The 19,025-nt window shown below is 65.1% G+C and carries 16 protein-coding genes and 1 pseudogene; 3 read left to right on the top strand and 14 right to left on the bottom strand.

The features are described from left to right. Window positions 1–4: 4 nt before the first annotated feature. From DFW101_RS05740 to DFW101_RS20280, 13 genes and pseudogenes are all read right to left on the bottom strand, one after another. Window positions 5–1,639 carry a sigma-54-dependent Fis family transcriptional regulator gene (locus DFW101_RS05740; protein ID WP_009180571.1) on the bottom strand — a complete coding sequence of 545 codons (1,635 nt, stop codon included), beginning with the start codon at window positions 1,637–1,639 and terminating at the stop codon, window positions 5–7. 84 nt (window positions 1,640–1,723) lie between these two features. Then, window positions 1,724–2,497, bottom strand: coding sequence for an ABC transporter ATP-binding protein (locus DFW101_RS05735; RefSeq protein WP_009180570.1), 774 nt, complete (start codon window positions 2,495–2,497; stop codon window positions 1,724–1,726). A 2-nt stretch (window positions 2,498–2,499) separates the two neighbouring features. Beyond that, on the bottom strand, window positions 2,500–3,255 hold the full coding sequence (locus DFW101_RS05730; protein WP_009180569.1) for an ABC transporter permease: 756 nt from the start codon (window positions 3,253–3,255) through the stop codon (window positions 2,500–2,502). Next, window positions 3,252–4,238, bottom strand: coding sequence for an ABC transporter substrate-binding protein (locus DFW101_RS05725; RefSeq protein WP_009180568.1), 987 nt, complete (start codon window positions 4,236–4,238; stop codon window positions 3,252–3,254). The genes DFW101_RS05730 and DFW101_RS05725 overlap by 4 nt, the downstream gene beginning before the upstream one ends. 12 nt (window positions 4,239–4,250) lie before the next feature. Further along, window positions 4,251–5,024, bottom strand: coding sequence for a hypothetical protein (locus tag DFW101_RS05720; protein WP_009180567.1), 774 nt, complete (start codon window positions 5,022–5,024; stop codon window positions 4,251–4,253). Continuing rightward, window positions 5,021–5,989: a sll0787 family AIR synthase-like protein gene (locus DFW101_RS05715; protein WP_009180566.1), complete on the bottom strand. Its 969-nt coding sequence runs from the start codon at window positions 5,987–5,989 to the stop codon at window positions 5,021–5,023. The genes DFW101_RS05720 and DFW101_RS05715 overlap by 4 nt, the downstream gene beginning before the upstream one ends. After that, window positions 5,974–6,882: an oxamate carbamoyltransferase subunit AllH family protein gene (locus DFW101_RS05710; RefSeq protein ID WP_009180565.1), complete on the bottom strand. Its 909-nt coding sequence runs from the start codon at window positions 6,880–6,882 to the stop codon at window positions 5,974–5,976. Before DFW101_RS05710 ends, DFW101_RS05715 begins: the two co-directional genes overlap by 16 nt. Window position 6,883: 1 nt before the next feature. After that, entirely contained in the window at window positions 6,884–8,050 is a 1,167-nt protein-coding gene (locus DFW101_RS05705) for a (Fe-S)-binding protein (RefSeq protein WP_009180564.1), read from the bottom strand. A gap of 14 nt (window positions 8,051–8,064) precedes the next feature. Next, a complete protein-coding gene (locus DFW101_RS05700) occupies window positions 8,065–9,495 on the bottom strand; it encodes an FAD-binding oxidoreductase (RefSeq protein ID WP_009180563.1) in 1,431 nt (476 codons plus the stop codon). Window positions 9,496–9,548: 53 nt separating this feature from the next. After that, window positions 9,549–11,057, bottom strand: coding sequence for an acyl-CoA synthetase FdrA (gene fdrA / locus DFW101_RS05695; protein WP_009180562.1), 1,509 nt, complete (start codon window positions 11,055–11,057; stop codon window positions 9,549–9,551). A 29-nt stretch (window positions 11,058–11,086) separates the two neighbouring features. Next, window positions 11,087–12,031, bottom strand: coding sequence for a carbamate kinase (gene arcC / locus DFW101_RS05690; RefSeq protein WP_009180561.1), 945 nt, complete (start codon window positions 12,029–12,031; stop codon window positions 11,087–11,089). A 40-nt stretch (window positions 12,032–12,071) separates the two neighbouring features. Next, window positions 12,072–13,472, bottom strand: a complete 1,401-nt coding sequence (locus DFW101_RS05685) for a YlbE family protein (RefSeq protein WP_009180560.1) — start codon at window positions 13,470–13,472, stop codon at window positions 12,072–12,074. 601 nt (window positions 13,473–14,073) lie between these two features. Continuing rightward, window positions 14,074–14,292 (bottom strand): annotated as a pseudogene (locus DFW101_RS20280) (M48 metallopeptidase family protein); the annotation flags it as partial. Window positions 14,293–14,702: 410 nt separating this feature from the next. Between DFW101_RS20280 and DFW101_RS05680 the strand changes: the two are divergent. The 3 genes from DFW101_RS05680 (at window position 14,703) to DFW101_RS05670 (ending at window position 17,104) form a co-directional block, all read left to right on the top strand. Beyond that, window positions 14,703–15,290 carry a hydrogenase maturation protease gene (locus DFW101_RS05680; RefSeq protein WP_009180559.1) on the top strand — a complete coding sequence of 196 codons (588 nt, stop codon included), beginning with the start codon at window positions 14,703–14,705 and terminating at the stop codon, window positions 15,288–15,290. 162 nt (window positions 15,291–15,452) lie between these two features. Next, window positions 15,453–16,718, top strand: coding sequence for a [FeFe] hydrogenase, group A (locus DFW101_RS05675; protein WP_009180558.1), 1,266 nt, complete (start codon window positions 15,453–15,455; stop codon window positions 16,716–16,718). 11 nt (window positions 16,719–16,729) lie between these two features. After that, window positions 16,730–17,104: an iron hydrogenase small subunit gene (locus DFW101_RS05670; protein WP_009180557.1), complete on the top strand. Its 375-nt coding sequence runs from the start codon at window positions 16,730–16,732 to the stop codon at window positions 17,102–17,104. A 154-nt stretch (window positions 17,105–17,258) separates the two neighbouring features. Here DFW101_RS05670 and DFW101_RS05665 read toward each other — a convergent pair whose 3' ends face one another. Beyond that, window positions 17,259–18,986, bottom strand: a complete 1,728-nt coding sequence (locus tag DFW101_RS05665; protein WP_009180556.1) for a GAF domain-containing hybrid sensor histidine kinase/response regulator — start codon at window positions 18,984–18,986, stop codon at window positions 17,259–17,261. Between the last annotated feature and the right edge of the window lie 39 nt (window positions 18,987–19,025).

The raw sequence follows: 19,025 nt of genomic DNA, 5'->3' as shown, positions 1-19,025 counted from the left end.
TCCTCTACAAGGCCGGGTCGTCCTCGGCCTGGAGGCGCGGCAGGTAGATGCCGAGCTTTTTAAGCCGCGAAATCAGCGTGGTGGGATTGACGCCAAGGAGTTTGGCCGCGCCCCTGGGACCGTAGATGCGCCAGTTGGTCTGGCGCAGGGCCGCCTGCATGTTGGCCTTTTCCAGTTCCCGCATTTCCTTTTCCGTCAGGATGCGTTCGGGTACGACGACCTCGGGCCGGGCCGGTGCGGCTTCCTGCGGCGCGGCCGGCCCATGGTCCAGTTCAAGCAACACCTGATCGGGCTGGCCGGTGATGACCATGCGCTCCACGAAGTTTTGCAGCTCGCGGATGTTGCCGGGCCAGTCGTAGGCGGCCATGCGGCGTCGCTGGGCCTCGGAAAGGCGCACCAGGGGGCGGTTCATCTTCTTGCAGCTGAGCTTGATGAAGTGGTCGGTGAGGAGCGGAACGTCCATCTTGCGGTCCTTGAGGCTCGGCACCACCACCGGGAACACCTGCAGCCGGTAGTAAAGGTCCTCACGGAAGCGGCCGGCCTGGATCTCGGCATGGAGGTTGCGATTGGTGGCCGAGACGATGCGCACGTCGACCTTGCGCACGGTCTCCTCGCCGACCCGCTGGTATTCCCCTTCCTGGAGCACGCGCAGGAGCTTGCTTTGCAGGTAAATGGGAATCTCGCCCACTTCGTCGAGGAACAGCGTGCCGCCGTCGGCGGCCTGGAAATAGCCGATGCGGCTTTTGACCGCGCCGGTGAACGCTCCCCGGGCATGGCCGAAAAATTCGCTCTCGAACAACTCGCGCGGGATGGCCGAGCAGTTGATCTTGATCATCGGCTTGTCGCAACGCCCGCTGTGGTTGTGGATTTCCCGGGCGATCATCTCCTTGCCCGTGCCGGACTCGCCGTAGATGAGCACGTTGGCGTCGGTGGGGCCGACCATGCGGATAAGCTTGCGGATCTGCTCGATGCCCTCGCTTTGGCCGATAATGCCCTTAAACGATTGGGCTTCGTTGATCTCCTCGCGCAGATAGGCGTTTTCAAGCTCCATCTGCTGCTTGAGCCGGTCCACCATCTCGAAGGCCCGGGCGTTGGCGAGGGCGTAGGCCAAATGGTCGGCCACCATGCGCAGCATTTCGAGCACGCCCTGTTCCAGGGGCTGGCGGGTGAAGACCGAAAGCACGCCCAGCACTTCGTCGCGGCAGATAAGCGGCTGGCCGGCGAAGCCGACGATCTTTTCCCGCTTGATCCAGGCGGGATCGGCCACCCACTGGGCGTTTGGATCGATGTCCAGGATTTCGATGGGCTTGCCGGCCTTGGCGATCTCGCCGACCTTGCGGATGCCGACGGGAAAGCGGCTGAAGGCGGAGCCGGCGATATCCCGCCAGTCTTGCCCGTCCGACAGGGATTTGCCGGCGCTGGCCATGAGGTGGAGGCAGCGGCTCTTGTCCGGGCACAGGAGGCTGTCCTTGCACCGGGCGCAGTCGTCGCCGGGCTCGACAAGCCATACCCGCACCAGGGCCACCCCGGAGGCGGCGGCCAGGGTGTCCACGGCGATCTTGAGGACCACCTCCACGGACTGGTGCTGGGCCAGTTCCAGGAGCAGCTTTCGGACGTTGACAAATCCCAGTATCGCCATGGGGGCATCCTTGCGGCGGCGTTCGGGTTTTCCAGATTGGCCGGCGTCGTGTCCGGCGACCTTACGAAGGCTTGTCCCGGCCGGTCAATGTTCCTGACGGCTAAGGCGGTTAAGGATCGCAAGGGTCTTGGCCCGAAGGGCCGTCAGCCCGGGATCGATCCGGGTTCTGGGGCGGGGGAGGTTGACGTCAAGGACGGCCGCCACCGTGCTTGGCCTTGGCGTCAGGACCACGATGCGGTCGCTTAAAAAGGCCGCTTCCTCGATATGGTGGGTGACAAACATGATGGTGTCGCGTCGCCGCGTCCAGATGTCGAGAAGGAAGGCCTGCATGCGGTTTCGGGTCTGGCAGTCCAGGGCGCTGAAGGGTTCGTCCATGAGGACAACCCCGGGGCCGGCGGCCAGGGTTCGGGCGATGGCCGCCTTCTGGCGCATGCCGCCGGAAAGTTCTTTCGGGTAGCGTTCGGCGCAGGCCGACAGGCCGAAGGCGGCCTCGTACTCCCGGGCCACGACTTCGCGCCGGGCTCGCGACAGCCCCTGGAGTTCCAGGCCCAGGGCAATGTTGGCCCGCACCGTGCGCCAGGGGAGCAGGGCCAGATCCTGGCTCACCAGCCCGATGCCTCCGGCCGCGCCGGCGACGGGTTCGCGTCCGTCGATGCGGACCGTGCCGCCGGTCGGCGTTTCCAGGCCGGCCACGAGGCGAAGCAGCGTGGTCTTGCCCGAGCCGTTGAGCCCCACCAGCGACACGATGGCCCCCGGGGGGACGTCGAGGTCCACGCCGCCAAGGACGGTCACCGGCGGCTTGCCGCCGACAGCGGGATAAGTCTTTTGCAGACCCCGGATGGAGAGCGCCGAAGCCATGGTCACTGCCACCGCACAAGGTGCGCCGAAAGCCGTTTCAGGCCAAGTTCCATGGCCAGGCCGACCAGTCCGATGGCGACCATGCCGGCCATGACCATGTCGATGCGTTGCAGATCCCGGGCGCTTAAGATCATGTAGCCCAGACCGTAGCCGCCGCGCACGCCGGCGAATTCGGCCGCGACCAGGGTCATCCAGCCGATGCCAAGCCCCACCCGCACGCCGGTCAAGGCCGCCGGCAGGCAGCCGGGCAACAGCACCTTGCGCCACACGGCCAGCCGCCCCCCGCCAAGGATGCGCACTGCCTCCACATAGGATCGGTCCACCGCCCGCACGCCGGAACAGGTGGCCAGCACCACGGGGAAAAAAGCGCCCAGGAAAATGAGCGCCGCTGCGGAGGCCAGGCCGAGCCCCAACCACAGGATAGCCAGGGGAACCCAGGCCAAGGGAGGGATGGGGCGGATGAAGTCGACCAGCGGCATGAACCCCCCCCGCAGCCGGGGGCTGGCCCCGAGGGCCAGCCCGACCGGCGCCCCCAGGACCACGGCCAAGCCCGTGCCGACCAACACCCGGGTCAGGCTCATCCAGGCATGCATCGGCAGGGTGCGGCCGGGCGGCATCCCGGTCCGGCACAAGTCGACCAGGGCCAGGCCCACTGCGGCCGGGGAGGCGAGCAGGGCCGGCGGAACCAGCCCCGTCTGGCACACGGCCTGCCAGACGCCTGCCACGGCCAGGGCGGAGACCAGCGGGGACAGCATCATCGGGCCGCAGCCTCCCGGGTGGGCAGGTCAATGAAGCTCCGGGTGAAGGCTGCGGCGTCCTCGACCTTGATGACGCCCCGGGTGATGAGGAAGCGGACGTACTCTTCCTCGCCGACCAGGCTCGGCGTTTCGACGTAGGTGACATGGGCCATAGCTCGGCGCGCCACATCCTCGTCCATGCCTGTATATTTTACGGCCACAGCCAAAGCCTCCTCGGGATGGTCGGCGATGTATCGGGTTGCCTTGCCATGGGCGCGGATAAGGCTCCTGGCGACGGCCGGCCGCTTGTCGATGAGATCATCGGCGGCGGCGAGCACGCAACAGGGATGGCCGGCCCAGATGGCGGTTGAATTAGCAATCGTCGTGCCAATGGCTTGAAGGACGGCCCGCGCCGGATAGGGCTCCCAGGCGATGAAGCCGTCGATCTGGCCGGATTGGAGCGCCGGCAGCATTTCCGGTGGACTCACCACCACGAGCTCCACGCCGTCGGCGGACAGACCCAAAGTGGGCAGGGCCTTTTGCAGGAGGAGTTCCTGCACGCCACCATGGCCCGGGATGGCCAGGGTCGGACGCGGGACCTTGCCTTCGGCCAGGGCCTTGGAGCCGACCAGGGCTGAACCCTCGGTGTTGGCCTGGGCCAGGACCTTGATCCGGGCCGTACCGCGCACGGCGGCGATGGTGGCCGGGGCTTGGCCCACATAGGCGGCGTCGAGTTCGCCCGCGCCGAAAGCGGTCATGAGTTCCGGGCCGGAACGGAAGATGCCTGCCACCTCCACGGGCAGGCCTTCCTCGGAAAAAAACCCCTTGTCCAGGGCGATCCACAAAGCCAGATGGTGCAGGTCGTTTTGCAGGTAGGCCAGCCGAACCGGCTGACTGTCTGCGGCCGACGGACCGGCCGGGGCAGGGGCGGCGGCAAGGACGAGGCAGACGGCCAGGATCGCCGCCGTCAGGCGAAAGGCAAGCGCGAGGCTGGGACGAATCATGTGGGTGCTCCTTTACGACGTGGGCAACAGGAGGTGAATGGTTCCTGGGCGGTTCCAGGGACGCTCCAGATAGGGGGAGCCCAGGCCGCGATTGGCGGCGTCCAGGCGCGCCGAGGCTTCGTGAGGGCGATACCCGGCGGTTTGCCAGGCGCTGGCCAGGACGGCCCGGTCCGGACAGGCGCTGGTGGCCAGGAGATAGACCGCCGCCTTGTGGCGGCGGCAGGCAGCGAAAAGGGCGGCCAGATCGTTCGGGACGAGATAATCCGGCACGTTGCTCAGATAGATGAAGTCGTGGTTGACCGGCGCGGCGGCCAAGTAAGCCCCGATGCCCGACCGCACGGCCACCACGCGGCCAAGGATGGCTCTCGCCTGGCCAAAGGCCGCCGCATCGAAAAAGAAATCGAGACCGAACAGATGCTGCATGGCGGCCAGGATTTGATCCGGGGCGTAAGACCGCCCCCGCCCGGACTGATGGCGGTGCAATTCAGGAACGACGGTCCGGGCGAACCAGGACCGCAGTTCTCCAGGGCCCTGGCTGCATGCCACGGCGCGTAGCAGCAGCCGGAAGTATTCGAACTGGAAGGCGGCCACATCGACGTAGACGGCGCTTTCCAGGTGCGGCAAGGTGCGGGCCCCTTCCAGAAGGGCCATGCCCGAGCCGCCGACGAAGACCGGGCGTCTCGGCCGGCGGCGCAACCGTCGCAAGGCGGCCCGCACCACGCCGGCGTCCTCGTTTGGCAGATAGAAACGGCTGCCTTCGCCCCAATCGGGTTCCTGGCGCGTCACGGCGCGCCTCCGACAAAGGGCGTCGTTTCCAGATCCCACAACAGCTCCCGCTCTTCGCCCCGGGTCAGCCAGACCTGTCGTTCCCGGCAGACCTCGCCCACGGGAACAGTCCGTACGCCGCCGGCCGTGAAAAGGGCGACGACGGCGTCGAGCTTGTCCGGAGCCACGGCCAGCAGGAAGCCGTAGGACATAAACGCCAGCAGCCACGGGGTGAGCGGCGCGCCGGGCGGCGGGGACAGGGCGTCGACGTCGAGGCGGCAGCCCACGCCGGAGGATTCGGCCAGCATCAGCGCCGTGCCGGCCAGGCCGGCCATGCTGACGTCCTTGCCGGCCCGGGCCAGTCCGGCCTCGGCGCAGGCGGGCAAGAGTTCGAGATGGGCTATGAGGGTGGCGTCGTCCTCGGGCAGCGTGGCGTTCCAAAACCCCAGGTCGCCAAGCCAGGCGCCGTTTGGGCGCGTCGCCAGCACCAAGCTGTCGCCGGGGCGGGCGTCGAAGCTCGTGAGGCAGGTCTTGGCCCTTCCGAGGATGGCCATGGAGGCCGAGTGGTCGAAGGCCGTGCGCAGGAGATGGCCGCCGACGACGGGAACCCGGTAGCGGGCGGCGGCGTCGCGCATGCCCCGGCAGATCTCCCGGGCCGTGGCCTCGTCGGGGGTTCCGACCACGTCCACCATGGCCAGGGGCCGGCCGCCCATGGCGTATATATCATTGATGTTGGCCAAGACGGCGCAGCGTCCGGCCAGATAGGGGTTACGGCGCACCAGGGAGTCCACGATGCCCTCAGCGGCCAAAAGCAGGAAGCCGTCGCCGTCGGGGATGGCGGCGGCATCGTCGCCGTTGCGGATGCCCGCCGCCTGTTCCTGGCCGCCGAAAAGCGCGACCATGGGCCGGATGCGGCACTTGTTGCGGAAGACTTCCGCACGCCGCAGGGCGTCGGCCAGGGCGGCCAGGGTCAGGCTTCGATCCATGCGCGTTCTCCCAGGCAGATATCCATGACCAAAATAAGGCCCATCAGGGTGTCCAGGCCGCTGGCGTGTCCGATGCAGGCCAGGGCTCCTACGGCGATTGCGGCCCGGTCGGCGTCGCCGGCATGGACCGCTTCCAGCCAGTCGCCAACCGGGCCAGCCACCTGGCCCTCGGCGGCGCAGCGCAGGAGGAAGCCGGAAAAGGCCGTGGTGCGGGCCGCGCAGTCGAGCGCGAGTGTCGTCAGCGTTACCTGGCTCAAGACCGGCCGGCCCAGGCTCAACCCATGAAAGCGCGACGCCGCCAGCATACCGGCTAGAAAATCGTCTCCGGACGGCGTCAGGCCGATGCCCAGGCCGGCCATGGCACGGGCGGCCTGCCCAAGGTCTTCCAGGCGGCGCTGGCGCAAGGCTTCGGCAATCCGGAGGTAAAGCCTGCCACCCAGGTCGGCGAAAGCCCCGGGCAGACGACAGGCGACGTCCGAGGGAGCAGGCCTCGGACGCTGGAGGAACAGGGTATGAAAGCCCCCCTTGTCGGGCAGGACGGCGGCGGCTTGGCGGCTGGCGGCCAGGGCGTGACGGATCGAACGAAATCCGGCCGGCCGGGGATGTTCCAGGGCCGGCCGGAAGCGGGCCAGGCCGGCCAGGGCGACGAGTCTGCGGTCGTCCGTGAAAACGCCGTCGTCCGTGACCGTGACCGTCTGTCCTGGGACGAAGCCGCCCGGATAGCCGTCCCAGAGGATGGAGTAGGGATGGGGCGGCAGGTCCGGGTTGCCCAAGGTCAGGAAGCCATCGCCCAGAGCCACGTGGATGCTTCGTTGAAACACGGCCCACACCCGGCCCCGAAGGCTTGCGCCCGGGGCCGGAACCACCCGCTCGCCCGCGATCCCGACGGCCATATCAGGCCTCCAGGGAGGCCAGCAGCAGTTCCTCCAGGCCGCAAAGACCGATGGGCGCGCCGGTCTCCTTGATGGCCTGGGCGAAGCTGGCCTGGCAAAACGGACACATGGTCGCCAACGTGTCGGCGCCGGTGGCCACGGCCTCTTCCAGGCGTTCCCGGGCGATGGCCGCCGCCATTTGCGGATAGTTGGCCTTGACCCCGCCACCGGCGCCGCAACACCGGGACGCTTCGCGGCTGCGCGGCATTTCGACGAGGTTCAAGCCCGGGATGGCGGCCAGGATGGCGCGTGGTTCGTTGAAAAGCCCTTGGGAACGGCCCACATGGCAGGGGTCGTGAAACGTGACCGTCATGTTGACTGGGACGCGCGGCTGCAAGCGGCCGCAGCCCAGCAGCTCCGCGTAGATTTCAGAGAAGTGTCGCACCGTGGCCATGAAAGGCTTGCCGAGCTTGCGGGCGTAGACCGGGTAGTCGTGTTTGAGCGTCTTGGAGCAGCCCCCGCAGGGGGTGACGATGGTCGTGGCTCCGGTGCGGGCGAACAGATCGAGATTCTTGCCGATAAGCTCCGATGCGATGTCGAGCTGGCCCGTGCGCAGCAGGGGGCTGGCGCAGCAGTGTTCGTCGCCGCCGGCATAGGCGTAGGGGATGCCCAGTCGGGTGAGGATGGTCACGCCGGTCTGGAGCATGGCCGGCATCCGGTAGGACGCGGTGCAGCCGCCGAAGATGAGGATTTCGGCCCGGTTCGTGGGGGCGTGCTCGGGCAAAAGCCACTGGGACTGCTTGGCGGCCGGTTCGCCGTAGGGGTTGCCGTGAGCCTCGGCCAAGGCGCGCAGCTTTTTGTGGGCCGGCATGGGGCCAAGCCCCTGGCGCACGATGTCGGCCCGCACGGTCTCCCAGAGTTCCACCAAGGGAATGGCCGTCTGGCAAACGGTCTGGCAACGTTCGCAGGTGGTGCAGCGGTAGAAACGGTCGACCCAAGCCGGGGAAAGCGCCTCGCGCCCGGCCAGATACTCCCGGAGGAAATAGGCCTTGGCGCGCGGGGAGAAGGTTTCAAAGCCGCCGCCAAAGGGAAAGGTGGGGCAGGCGACCTTGCAAAAGCCGCAGCGGGCGCAGGTGGCTACAATGCGGTCCAGTTCCCGGACAATGCCGGCATGCTCGCGAGTGCTCATGAGGTGCTCCGGGCTTATGAGGAACGATGGCGCGGGGAGGGGAAAAGGGCGGCCAGGGGGCCCATGCAGGCCGTGGCCCAGACAATCAGTCGCGAAAGGCTCAGGCACGGGAGCAGGGGGAGCCAGGGGCCGCCGAGATTCCCGGGGTTGAGCAGTTCGCGGGGGTCGCGCTCGGTCTTGAGCCGACGGACCCGGGCCAGCTTTTCCCGGCCGAAGGCGGCCTCGGCCAGGGCGGAAAACCACATGCCCGTGGCATAGGGCGCGCCGCCGAAACGCCGGGACAGGCGCAGGGGGACCATGGCCTTGGCCATGCGCAGGGGGTAGAGCAGCGAACCGGCGTCGTCGAGGAGATAAACCAGCACGGCCAGACGGCCTCCGCGCACGGCAAAGGCCTCAACGCCCAGGGCGTCGCGCCGCAACGCCCTGGAGAGTGCCGCCATGGCCGGGGCGAAGCCGGCCAAGGGGACGTAGAACTCCCCGACCAGGGCCGATGGGCCGACGCGGCGGATGCGCATGGGATAGTACCGGCCGTCCCATTCGGCCTGGCCTGTGGCCACGTCAAGCAGTGCGCCGCCGCAGCGCGCGGCCAGGCGAGCGGCCTCGGCGGCGTGATCCCCAGGACCCGCGACAGCCAGGGAGACGACATAGCCCGACAGGGCGGCCGGGGCATGTCCCTCGGCCGCCGCGCGCATGGCACAGTAGCCGGCCGAGAGTAGGCTGGCCGAATAGGCCGCCGGCCATGGTTGCAGCAATTCCAAAAACCGGACGGCGCTTGCGGCGTCGGGCAGGCCCACGGCCAAAGGGGTAAGCGCTTCGGCCGGCCGGCAGACCAGACGCAGCCGGGTGATGACGCCAAGCGCGCCGCAGGTCTGGTGGAAGGCTTCCATTTCAGTTCCGGCGTGGGTGTGGATGGTCCCATCCAGGCCGGCCACGTCGATTTCCAGGACATTGTCGCGGATGTCGCCGTAGCGCAGGCTGCCGATGCCGACACCGCCCATGGCGAACCAGCCGCCGACGGTGGAGGACGGGGCGCTGGTCGGACAGACGCGGTTGTCCAGGCCATGTCCGGCCAAGGCGCGGGAAAGTTCCTCCCAGACCACGCCGGGCTCCACATCCGCGGTTCCGGCGATAGGGTCCACGGCCAGGACGCGGTTTAGGCCGCACAGGTCGAGGACCATCCCGCCCTGGCTGGGTATCGCCCCGCCGTAACCCGACGAGGCTTGGCCTCGCGGGGTGACCGGGACGTCGTAGCGGTCGGCGATTGCGAGGGCCTTGGCCGCATCGGCGGCCGTGCGGGGCACGACCACGGTATGGGGGCGGTGCGAAATCAGCGCCATGAGCGGGCGGGGCATTTCGCCGAGGTCATGGTCGTAACTGCGAAGAATTTCGGGGTCGAAGGTTGCGGCCTCGCCAAAGGCCTGTTGGACGGCTTCCTGATACGTCATGGCGGGAGTCTCCATGGCCCGGCGACGCCGTCGCCGGGCCGTTCGGCGCTGGCTTACAGTTCGCCCGCGACAATGGCCCTGGCGGCCTTGGCGGCCTGGGCGTTGGTGGGGAAAAGGAAGGCCCCGACCTCGGCCAGGAGCTTTTCCTGGGCCTGGAGATCCTGGGGGTCGGCCTGCGTGCCGCAGACATGGACCAGCACGACGGGGCCGCCGTCGGGCCGGGCCTGGCTTGCGGCGGCGATGGCCTCGGCCAGTTCGGCCGCCGGGTTGCGGTGGGCGCCGTAGCCGAGGACCAAGTCGAGGAGAACGACCTTGACGCTGGGGTCGGCCATTTCCTCGGCCAGCCGTTCCAGGCGCAAGGAGAGGTCGATGATGGGGTGGGGCCGGCCCTGGGTGAACTCGTCCTCGCCGAGGTCCACGCAGCAGTGTCCCGTGCCTTTGACCGGATAGCCGAGCTTGAGTTCGGGCTTGATCGCCACGTTGGACTGGATGTCCAGGTCGTCCTTGAGCAGGAACAGGGTTTCGTAGCACAGTGTGCCGCCGCTGTAGAGGCCGCGCAGATACTGGCGGCCAGACGACAGCGCGGCGGCGCGTTCCCGAAGGCCCGGGGGAATGGCCAGCGGCGGCAGGTCGCGGTCCAGGGCGGCGAAGGCGGCCTCTTCCAGGGTGGAGACGCAGACCATGCCTTCGGGCGCGGCGGACGCGTCACCGCCAAGGAGGCAGGTCACCACGCGAAGCCCGCTTTGCCGGGCTTCGTCCAGCACGGTTTCCATGACCTCGGGAGCGCCGGGCTTGGACAGGACAACCAGGGTCTTGGTGGCCGGATCGGCGGCCAGGATGCGGATGGCCTGGCGCATCATGGTTCCGCCGACTTCCTTTTTGAGGTCGCGTCCGCCGACGCCGATGGCGTGGGAGACGCCGCCGCCGAAACGGTCGATGAGGCAGGTCACCTCCTGGATGCCGGTGCCCGAGGCGGCGGCCAGGCCAATCTCGCCACGCCGCACCACGTTGGCCAGGGCCAGGGCCACGCCGTTTATGATCGCCGTGCCGCAGTCCGGCCCCATGAGGAGCAGGCCTTTTTTCGCGGCCAGGGCCTTGAGCTCAGCTTCGTCGGCCAGGGAGATGTTGTCGGAAAAGAGCATGACGTGAAGGCCCTGCTCCAGGGCCGTGACCACGTCGAGCTTGGCGAGTTGGCCGGGCAGCGAGATCATGGCGAAGTTGGCTCCCGACAGGCGTGCCACGGCCTCCTCCAGCGACTTCGGATTTGCTTCGGCCGGGCCGGCGGCGGCCACGGAACGCAGCCTTCCGTCCACGTCGGCCAGGGCGGCGGCCACGGCTTCGGCGTTTTCGGCCTCCACGCAGATGACCAGATCGTTGGCCGTGGCAGCGGCAACGACGTCGTCCATGAGTCCGAGATCGGCCAGCACCTTCTTATTGCTGTCCGTGCCAAGCAGGGCCAGCACTTTGCCGACGCCGGGAAGCTGGCTGGCCTGCCGGGAAATCTGCATGAGACGGACCGAGTCCTGGTACTGATTTTTGCGAACGGTGGCTTGCAAGAGCATGGGCGTGCCTCGTTGGTGGTTTGGGCGTCCTATTTGACGATCCTGGTGCAGGTTCCGGATTGCTGCATGGCCGCGACAATGTTGTCCTGGGAGGTGATGATGGCTTCCGCGCCGCCTTTTTCCACGTATTCCACAGCGCTTCGGATCTTGGGCCCCATGCTGCCGGACGGAAACTGGCCGGCCTCCAGCCATGACCGTGCCTCGGCCACGGTCATGGCGTCCACGGTTCGCTCGGTCGGCTTGCCGTAGTCCAGGCAGACCTGGGGCACGCCGGTGAGGATGATGAAACGTTCCGCGCCAATGTTGTAGGCGAGCAGGGCGGCTGTGGCGTCCTTGTCGATGACGCCGTCGGTGCCGACCACGCTGTCGGTGAGGTAGTTGACCGGGATGCCGCCGCCGCCGCAGGCAATGACCACGGTGTCGTTTTCGGCGAGGTATTTGATGGTATTGAGTTCCAGCACCTTGCGCGGCAGGGGCGAGCAGACCACCCGCCGCCAGCCCCGTCCGGAGTCCTCGACCACGTGCCAGCCTTCGGTTTGCCGGTAGTGTTCGGCCTGCTCCCGGCTGTAAAAGGGGCCGATGGGCTTGGTGGGCTGGGCAAAAGCCGGGTCGTCGCGGCTGACGACCACCTGGGTCAGCACGGTCGCCACCTCGCGCTGCATCCGGTCCTCTTCCAGGACCGTGCGCATGCTGATTTCGAGCATGTGGCCGAGCAGGCCCTGGGACGTGGCCACGGCCACGTCGAGGGGGGGGACGGGAATGACGTCGCTGGCCTTTTCGAACTGGATGAGCAGGTTGCCGACCTGCGGACCGTTTCCGTGCACCAAAATAAGCTGATAGCCCTGGTGCAGGATGGCGAGCATCTGCCGGCAGGCCGCCTTGGCCTTTTCGAGCTGGGTGGTGAACGAGCCGTCGTCTCCGGCGTCCAAGATGGCGTTGCCGCCGAAGGCCACCACGGCAATGGGTTTGGTCATGTTCTTGCTCCTGGGCTGGTGGGAAGGTGGTCCGTCGGACTCAAGCCGGGAGAGGCATGGCGCGCAGCGCCTTGATGAAGGCCGCCATGGGCGCGCGGGCGATGCCGGTGCCGATCTGGCCCACGCCCGAGGCTTTGTGGAGCACGCCTGTGTCGATGATGGGGGTAAAGCCCAGGCGCACCACCTTGCGAATGTCGATGCCCAAGGGGGCCGGGGTGAAGTCCACCGCACCTGGGGCAAAGGCCGGATTGTCTCCGGCGCAGATGGAGCGCATGGCGGCCATGGCCTGGCGGGAGTGTCCCATGGAGCCGCCCACAAAGGAGCTGATGCTCGGGGCCGCGCCGATGATCATGCCGCCAAGGCCGGCGGTCTCCACGATGGCGCTGTCGCCGATGTCGCCGGCGGCGTCGTCCGGACCGTAGCCGGAATAGTAGATGGCCTCGTCCATGGGGGCTGTCGGGGCGATGAACCAGTCGTCCTTCATGCCGCCCACGCGCAGAGCGAAATTGACGCCGTTGCGGCTCATTGCCGTGACCACGGTGGAATGGGGGATGCCGTGGGCGGCGTCGCAGGCGGTTTTGCAGGCGGTGAGCGTCAGGCTCAGGAACGAGTGGTTGTTTTGGCTGATAAATTCCACGATGCGGGTAATGACGTCGCGTTTCACGCCGGCGTTGAGGAGCATGGGAGTCAGCTCGCGCAACAGCAGCAAGGTGCAGGCGGCGCTGCGGGCATGGACTTCATCGCCCATAAGCGTGCCCTCGGCGATGATCTTAAAGATGTCGAGCCCTTCGTTGCGGGTGCGTAGTGCGGCGCGCAGACTCGGGGCCAGCACGTCGCGCATCCAGCGCAGCCGTTCGATGGTTCCTTTGTCGTAGGTCCCCATCCAGATGACGTTGCCCTTGCCTTCGTTGAACGTGGACCACGAGCGGTTGCCGTAGGGGGCGTTCTCGGTAACGATGACCTGCATGGAGGGCGAGATGACGCCGCACATGGCCCCGACGCTGCCGTAGGCGTAGTTGGGGCGCAGGCGGATGTCGCCGGAGCGGAGTTTCGCGAGAAGGCCCTCGCGGTCGACAGCCCAGCCTTCGAAGATGGCGGCGGCTTCCACGGCGCGCTGCTGGGGGTCGCACATGTCGCCAAAGTCGATAGGCGGTCCGGAATGCAGCAGGGCGTTGCCTTCCATGCCCGGTATGGCCGCCAGTGCCGGCTGCACGTCGATCCACATCGGCCGGCTGTCTCTGATGCGGGAGATGGTTTTGGCGTTGGCCTCCTCCACTTCCGGCGTCTGCAGCCTGGCCAGCTTGTCGATAAGCGCCACATCGCCGCCGGCCGGCGGTCGCCAGTCCACTTGCACCGTGGGTACGTTCTGTTCTTGAAGTTCTGTGTAGAACCCTTCAAGACCAACGTTTATGACGTGCAATTCCTGACTGATGTCTGTCATGGCGTTCGGCTCCCGTCTGTTCAATGTTTCAAGCCGGCAAGATTTGTTGGCATTATGCCGGAGAATTGTCCTACGCACGTTGCCTGCTTTCGATTTAGGCCAATTTTTTCCTGAAGATCAGAGAAGTCTCTCTCTGGTCATGGGATGTTGTATTGGATTTGTTTTGGCAAGATGCATGCCATTCGATTGTTTTCTTGTATTATCAATTATATCAATTTGTTAAATGGCAATCTGCGCAAAGGTGTCGGTTGCTAAGGGCAGGGCAACGAAATAATGAAACCAAGCGTGAAATTTCGTTCAAAACAACGAAAATTCGTGCTTGGTCTTGAAAAAGATGTTGTGCAAATGAAATCAGCAGATGAACTGGGGGTGGCGTATATTGCTTGTCGATTATTTTAATTGACAAAGGCGATTGTATCTTTGTGGAATAATGTCCAAGTTATTTATTATTTGGGTTTATTTGTCAACCTGTTTGGCGATCTGATATTTTCTTGGAACATGTTATCTTTTAACAAGTCTCAGCGAAGCTGGAAAGGAGGACAGTGTTTGCGCCAAATTGAACAAGACGTGTTAAAATAGTTTTTGACCCAGTAATATGTCCTTATTTGATGGCCATCAATGATCCATTGTCTCGCAGCCAATCCCTTCGTTCCCGATAATCCGGCAAAATCCTGTCAACCGAACTCCAGAATTCCACCGTATGCCTGGGATGTATTCGGTGGGCGAGTTCGTGGACTACGAGGTCGTCGAGCACTTTGAGCGGGGCCATTAGGCACTTCCAATGGAAATTGAGCACGGCGGCAGTCGAGCAGGAGGCCCAACTCGCCGTTGACGAACTCGCGGCTTATTCGGGCGGGGTTGCGCTCGCGCCAGTCGGCCAGGCCTCGGTAAATCCACAAGCGTTGGGCTTCCAGGATTTCATCAGGCGTTTTGCTTCCAGGATTTCATCGATTTTTCCCCGGCGGAGGGGCTTGGGGACGATGAGCGAGGCGGCGGCGCCGCGTCCGATAGGGAGGCTGGCGGTTCCCGCCTGTCGTGCGACGGCGGCTTTTTGGCGTTTCTCCGCAAGTGTGACAGCCCCTTGGCCTTGCGTTTTTTTCGCCTGCGGTATAGGTGTCTTTTTCGTGACACATTTATTTAAATAATATTCAAATAGTCATAATTTTTTAATTTCAATCACCATAACCGTGGACAAGCATGGCCGTCGGGAGCGCGGCACAAGGAGCACACGTGTGCGAATGCCGGATTGAGTGGCAGCCTGAAGCGGCACGATCCGCCGCGCCGGCCATGGTCGTGGTCGGCTGCGGCAACCTGTGCGGGGGGGATTTCGGCATTGGACTTTACGCCTTGGACCTCCTGGCCAAAGCGGATCTTGGCCCCCTGGCCGGCCGGGACGTCGGGTTGGCCTGCCTGGCCGGGGCCTATCACAGCCTGCTGCCGATGTTGGGCCAGGCCGCTGCGGGGGTGATCGTCACTGGCGTTCGGCTTGGGAAAAAGCCCGGGACCATCCGTGCCTGGGGCCTGGACCGGCTGCGCAGACACCTGCGCGGCATTCCGGAAGAGCCCTGCGGCCTGCGTTCGCTCGTGGATAGCCTGGAACGCCTGGAACTGAGCGGTTCGCTCCCCGAATCCTTGCTGCTGGTGTTGGTCGAAGTCGAGACGACTCACGGCGTCGGGCTTTCCTCCTCCGCCAGAAAAGCCTTGCGGAGCGTGGTTGAAACAATTCTCGACCATCTCGCGCAATGCGCCGCGGCAACGAAACGGATGGGAATCAAGCCCGGGCTGTATGCCCTGCCGGACCTCGACGGCATCGTCTGACGGCCGGCCGGGGCGCATCGGGGGCCGGGTTCCCTGGCCGTCCACCGCCAAGGGAAGCCGGCCGTCACGGGCGCATCATCCGGGACAACGGGAAAGGAGGGGGCGCAGGGAATACGCAAGGGCATCTGGTCGCGTGTGCAAACAACCCTGGAGGAAATTGTGATGAGCAGAATCGAGATGGAGAAGATTTTTTACGAACAGCGGACACCCGCTCCGGGCGCGGACCTGGACAAGCTTTTTTTCGTGCAGGTGGACGAAAGCAAATGCATCGGCTGCGACGCCTGCCTGTCCTACTGCCCGACCGGGGCCATTGTCGGGGAAATGGGCGAACCGCACAAGATCGTTGCGCCCGAAGCCTGCATCCACTGCGGCCAGTGTCTCACCCATTGCCCCCAGGGGGCCATCTACGAGGAGCAGTCCTGGGTCCCGGAGATCGAAGCCAGGCTCAAGGATAAAAACGTCCAGGTCGTGGCCATGCCCGCTCCGGCCGTGCGCTACGCCCTGGGCGACGCCTTCGGCCTGCCGGTCGGCGCCGTGACCACGGAAAAGATGCTGGCCGCCCTGCAAAAGCTCGGCTGCAGCAACGTCTGGGACAACGAGTTCGCGGCCGATGTGACCATCTGGGAGGAGGGTTCGGAATTCCTGGCTCGGCTGACCAAAAAAAGCGACAAGCCCCTGCCTCAGTTCACCTCCTGCTGTCCGGGCTGGCAGAAATACGCCGAGACCTTCTACCCGGAGCTCCTGCCCCATTTCTCCTCCTGCAAGTCCCCCATCGGCATGATGGGGTCCCTGGCCAAGACCTACGGAGCCGAGAAGGCGAAATACGATCCGGCCAAGGTCTATACCGTGTCCATCATGCCCTGCACGGCCAAAAAATACGAAGGCCTGCGGCCCGAAAACGATTCCAGCGGCTTTCGCGACATCGACGCCACCATCAACACCCGGGAATTGGCCTACATGCTCAAAAAAGCCGGCATCGACCTCAAGGCCATGCCCGAAGGCGCGCGCGACAAGGTCATGGGCGAGTCCACCGGCGGGGCCACCATCTTCGGGGTGACCGGCGGCGTCATGGAGGCCGCCCTGCGCTTCGCCTACCAGGCCGTGACGAACAAACAGCCGGAAAGCTGGGACTTCAAGGCCGTGCGCGGCCTGGCCGGCTTCAAGGAAGCGACCGTCGACGTGGGAGGCACGGACGTCAAGGTGGCGGTGGTCCACGGGGCCAAACGCTTCAAGGAGGTCTGCGAGCAGGTCAAGGCCGGCAAGTCGCCGTATCACTTCATCGAATTCATGGCCTGCCCCGGCGGCTGCGTCATGGGCGGCGGACAGCCGATCATGCCTGGCGTCCTTGAGGCCATGGACAGGCGCGTGTCCCGGTTCTATGCGTCCATGAAAAATCGTCTGGCCTTGTACAACGAAAACAAAGCCTAAGGAGGCGGTCCATGTCGATTGTCCACTTCACCCGGCGGGGATTCGTCAAGGCCGCCTGCGTGCTCTCCGGCGGGGCGCTTATGGGTCTTCGCTTCACGGGCAAGGCCCTGGCCGCGGCCAAGCAGCTCAAGGAATACATGCAGGACCGGATTGGCGGGGTCTACGGCGCGGACGGGAAGTTCAAGGTCCGGGCCTCCCAGGACAACGCCCAGGTCCAAGCCCTCTATAAGGGCTACCTGGAGCATCCCCTGGGGCATAAATCGGAGCACCTGTTGCACACGACCTGGACGGACCGCTCCAAGGGCCTGTCCCGGATCACGGCCGAAGGGAAATACCCCAACCCCCGGGCCAAGGAATTCGAGGGCACGACCTATCCCTACGAATAGGCCCGCCTGACCGGGACCGGCCTGCGGGGAGGGCAACATGCCTGATCTTGAGGGTTTTTCCCGGTTTCCATGCCACGGACTGCCCCTGCCGCTTGCCGTCCCGGAGTCTCCGGCGACGAGCGCGTCACCCGGGCCTGCCCCGGCGAGGGTTGGGCTACTGCTTTTTAACGATAAAATTCAGGATGGTATCGTTCAGCTCTTCCATGGTGAAGGGTTTGGACAGATAGGCGTCAAACCCGGCCTTCAGAAATTTTTCCCGATCCCCGGCCATGGCATACGCGGTCATGGCAATGATCGGAACACGGGATTGGGATTCGAATTCCTTGGCACTGCGAATGACGCGCGTCGCTTCGACGCCGTCCAGAACCGGCAGTTGGATATCCATCAAGATGAGGTCAAAATGCTTTTGCCTGAGAAGTTCCAGGGCTTCCCGGCCATCCATGGCCAGATCCAGTGAAAAGCCGGCGGTGCGCAGGAGGCTTTTCCCGCTCAGCGCATTGACGGCGTCGTCTTCGACAAAAAGGATATGGCCCTTGGTCTGCGGGAAGTCCCTGTCGGATGCGGGCGCCGCATCGGCGGACTGGCCGGCGCTTGGCGGCAACCGAAACGGCAAGGACAGGTAAAAGGTCGTTCCCTCCCCCTCCACGGAGTCGACCGCCAGGGTCCCTCCCAGCAGGCGCACCAGCTTGCGGACAATGGCCAGGCCGAGGCCCGCGCCCTGAAACCGGCGCTTGTAGGCGCCTTCCGCCTGGACGAACGGATCGAAGATTTCCTTTTGCAACTGGTCCGGGATGCCGATGCCGGAATCCTCAATGGTAAAGAGAACCCGGCAGGCGTCGGGATCGTGTCGCGGCAGTTCGCAGGCGTCGATGCGGACCGAACCGCTCTCGGTGAACTTGATGGCGTTGCCGGCCAGGTTGAAAAGAATCTGCAGCACGCGCGCTTCGTCGCCGATGACCCGGGAGGGAAGCCGAAGATCCAGGTTGAATTGGAACAAAAGTTTTTTGCGCGCGGATTCGATGGCAAAAAGCTCCCGCACCGATTCCTTGATGTCGGACAGGGAGAAGGTGTTTTCCCGCAGGCTGAATTTCCCGGATTCGATGCTCGAGAGATCGAGGATGTGGGACAGGAGGCTGGTCAGGCGCTTGCAGGAATGCTTGGCGGCCACGAGATATTCTTTTTGATACTCGTCCAGATTGCTGTTGTCGATCAGCTGGATCATGCCGAAGATGCCGTTGAGCGGCGTGCGGATTTCGTGGCTCATATTGGCCAAAAACTCGGTTTTGGCCCGGCTGGCCTGTTCGGCCGCCTCTTTCTGGATGGCCAGTTCCGCAGCCCGGGTCTTGAGTGCGTCGTAGAGGTAGGCGTTTTCGATGGCCACGGAAACAAGGTCGGCCAGCGATTGCAGCAGTTCGACCTGATCGGGCCCCGGCACGTGTCTGGTGGCCCAGTAGTTGCCGATGGCGCCGATGGGCGCCTGGCGGTTGACCGGCACCATGACCAGGGATTTGACGAACGTCGGCCGATAGGCGTCGGCCGGGATACGGGCATCGGCATAGATGTCTTCGATGACGGTCGACATCTTGTTGAGCATGACCCAGCCGCTGATGCACTGTTCCAACGGAAACCGCTGGCCCTTCCACAAGGGCTCGATGGCTTCCTCGTCCGCGTAATAGCACTTGTCGCCGTCGCGCAGAACAAAGGTGGCTCCGTCCGATCCGGCCAGCTGTCGGGCAGCGGTGCGCACGATGCGCATGATGGATTCCAGATCATGGGCCGCAGCCAGGCTCTGGGCGACGTGCGTCAATAATTCCAGGGATTCCGCCATCAGACGGAAACGGGCCTCGCCTTTCGGAGAAGCGGGGGCGTCAGGCTGCAACATGGGAATATCCTCATGGCCGACTCAGGGACGTGAGGGGTC

The organism is Solidesulfovibrio carbinoliphilus subsp. oakridgensis (assembly GCF_000177215.2).
In the GTDB taxonomy this organism is placed as follows: Bacteria; Desulfobacterota; Desulfovibrionia; order Desulfovibrionales; family Desulfovibrionaceae; genus Solidesulfovibrio; species Solidesulfovibrio carbinoliphilus.
The sequence above is the reverse complement of the archived record's forward strand: the minus strand, read 5'-3'. Positions and strand labels throughout refer to the sequence as shown.

What these genes read in the sequence shown, in the direction of transcription:
- DFW101_RS05740 (WP_009180571.1), bottom strand. Translation starts at nt 1,639, where the DNA reads ATGGCGATACTGGGATTTGTCAACGTCCGAAAGCTGCTCCTGGAACTG.
- DFW101_RS05735 (WP_009180570.1), bottom strand. Translation starts at nt 2,497, where the DNA reads ATGGCTTCGGCGCTCTCCATCCGGGGTCTGCAAAAGACTTATCCCGCT.
- DFW101_RS05730 (WP_009180569.1), bottom strand. Translation starts at nt 3,255, where the DNA reads ATGATGCTGTCCCCGCTGGTCTCCGCCCTGGCCGTGGCAGGCGTCTGG.
- DFW101_RS05725 (WP_009180568.1), bottom strand. Translation starts at nt 4,238, where the DNA reads ATGATTCGTCCCAGCCTCGCGCTTGCCTTTCGCCTGACGGCGGCGATC.
- DFW101_RS05715 (WP_009180566.1), bottom strand. Translation starts at nt 5,989, where the DNA reads ATGGATCGAAGCCTGACCCTGGCCGCCCTGGCCGACGCCCTGCGGCGT.
- DFW101_RS05710 (WP_009180565.1), bottom strand. Translation starts at nt 6,882, where the DNA reads ATGGCCGTCGGGATCGCGGGCGAGCGGGTGGTTCCGGCCCCGGGCGCA.
- DFW101_RS05705 (WP_009180564.1), bottom strand. Translation starts at nt 8,050, where the DNA reads ATGAGCACTCGCGAGCATGCCGGCATTGTCCGGGAACTGGACCGCATT.
- DFW101_RS05700 (WP_009180563.1), bottom strand. Translation starts at nt 9,495, where the DNA reads ATGACGTATCAGGAAGCCGTCCAACAGGCCTTTGGCGAGGCCGCAACC.
- fdrA (WP_009180562.1), bottom strand. Translation starts at nt 11,057, where the DNA reads ATGCTCTTGCAAGCCACCGTTCGCAAAAATCAGTACCAGGACTCGGTC.
- arcC (WP_009180561.1), bottom strand. Translation starts at nt 12,031, where the DNA reads ATGACCAAACCCATTGCCGTGGTGGCCTTCGGCGGCAACGCCATCTTG.
- DFW101_RS05685 (WP_009180560.1), bottom strand. Translation starts at nt 13,472, where the DNA reads ATGACAGACATCAGTCAGGAATTGCACGTCATAAACGTTGGTCTTGAA.
- DFW101_RS05675 (WP_009180558.1), top strand. Translation starts at nt 15,453, where the DNA reads ATGAGCAGAATCGAGATGGAGAAGATTTTTTACGAACAGCGGACACCC.
- DFW101_RS05670 (WP_009180557.1), top strand. Translation starts at nt 16,730, where the DNA reads ATGTCGATTGTCCACTTCACCCGGCGGGGATTCGTCAAGGCCGCCTGC.
- DFW101_RS05665 (WP_009180556.1), bottom strand. Translation starts at nt 18,986, where the DNA reads ATGTTGCAGCCTGACGCCCCCGCTTCTCCGAAAGGCGAGGCCCGTTTC.